Raw genomic sequence first — 1821 nt, forward strand, 5'->3', positions numbered from 1 at the left:
TATGCGCTACCGGCTCCTCGAGACGGTCGCGGAGTACGCGGGAGAGCGGCTGGAGGAGGCGGGGGACCGGGAGGAGGCCGAGCGGCGGCACCTGACGTACTACCGCGAACTCGCCCGGCTCACCGACCCCGAACTGCGCACCGGCCGGCAGGCGGCGGCGCTGCGGCGGCTGGAGACCGAGCACGACAACGTGCGGGCGGCGCTGCGGACCGCCGTACGCGTGCGGGACGAGCAGGAGCTGTTGTGCCTGGTCCACGCGATGAGCTGGTTCTGGCAGTTGCGCAACCACCTGCACGACGCGCGGACCTGGCTGCCCGAGGCGACCCGGCTCGGGCCCGACCCGTTCGCGGGCGCGATGCGGAAGGCCGAGCCCTTCGAGGGGCGCTGCGTCGACGTGCCGCCGCCGTGGGCGGGGGAGCGGCTGTGGGAGGCGCGGCGCGGAGGACGATTGCTGGCGCTCGCCGCCGAGGGCGGCGACGGGGCCACCGCCCTGGAACGGCCCGAGACCCGCGCCCGCCTGGACGCCGTCATCGCCGCGTACCGGCCCGGACTGCCGCAGACCGCCCGGCACCCCGGCACCATGTGGTTCTTCGCCCAGTTGATGACCGGCCGGTTCGGCAGCCTCGACGAGACGCTCGCCGCGCTCGTGGCCGCCGCCCGCGAGCACGGCGACGACTGGGACCTCGCCTTCGCGCTGCTGCTCCGGGCCAGGCTCCTCGGCGGGCAGGAGCGGGAGGCGACGGAGGCGCTGGCGCTGTTCGAGGCCGCGGGGGACTCCTGGGGCGTCGCCGAGGCGCTCGCCGCGCGCGGCGAGACGTACGAGCGGGCCGGCCGCACCGCCGAGGCCGCCGCCGACTTCGCGCGGGCCATGGAGGCCGCCGCCCGGCTCGGCGCCCATTCCCAGATCCCGGTCTTCAAGGCGCTGCTCGCCGCGCTCCGGCTTCGCACGCCCGCGCGCGCCGACGACCCGGCGGCGTACGCGGAGGCCGAGCGCATGCTCGTCGACGCCGCCGCCGAGTCCGGCGCCTCCGGCACCGAGGCCGTGAGCACGGCCCGCCTGCTGCTCGCCCAGCACTACGGCACCACCGGCCGGACCTCCCTCGCCCGCGAGCAGGTCGACCTGATGCGGCAGGAGTGCGGCGACCTCACCCCCGGCCTCTTCCACGGCATGCTGACCGGCCTCCACGCCTGGCTCGACTGCCTGGACGGCGCCTTCGACGACGCCACCACCCGTCTCGCCGACGCGGTACGGGACATGGAGACCCTCGCCCACCTCGTCGCGCCCTACCTGATCGTCACCCAGTTCGCCACCGCGGCCTGGGCCCGCGCCCGGACCGGCGCGGTGGCGGAGGGCGCCCGGCTGCTCGGCGCCTACGACACCCACCGCGGCGCCCCGAGCGGCGCCGGCATCCGCCCCCTCACCACCCCCACCGAGGCCGCCGTCCGCGCCCACGCCGAACGCGCCCTGCGCGCCGCCCTCCCCCCGAACGAGTTCACCACCCACTACGACGAGGGCAGCACCCTCACCGTCAGGGAGGCCGCCGCGCTCGTACGGGACGCGGTTCGCGTGTCCGGGCGGTGAGCGGGTGCCCTGCGGTCGCCGGAGTGGGTGGTCACGCGGCCCGGGGGCCGTCCCCTCGCGGCCACCGGGCCCCGGCCGTGACCTGGCCGCGCCGTTCCGGGTCCCGGCCGTGACCTGGCCTTCGGCCAGCGGCCGCGTCGGCACCGGATACGGCACCACCGCACGCCCCGGAGTGACGACAACTCCTGATTCCCGGTGGCGCAACATCGCCGAAACCCTCCCCGCCATGTACGCCACCC

The 1821-nt window shown here is 76.8% G+C and carries 1 pseudogene; it reads left to right on the forward strand.

The features are described from left to right. Positions 1-1582 (forward strand): annotated as a pseudogene (locus tag ABZ135_RS38705) (AfsR family transcriptional regulator); the annotation flags it as partial. Positions 1583-1821 lie beyond the last annotated feature (239 nt).

This window comes from Streptomyces sp. NPDC006339, assembly GCF_040612775.1.
In the GTDB taxonomy this organism is placed as follows: domain Bacteria; phylum Actinomycetota; class Actinomycetes; order Streptomycetales; family Streptomycetaceae; genus Streptomyces.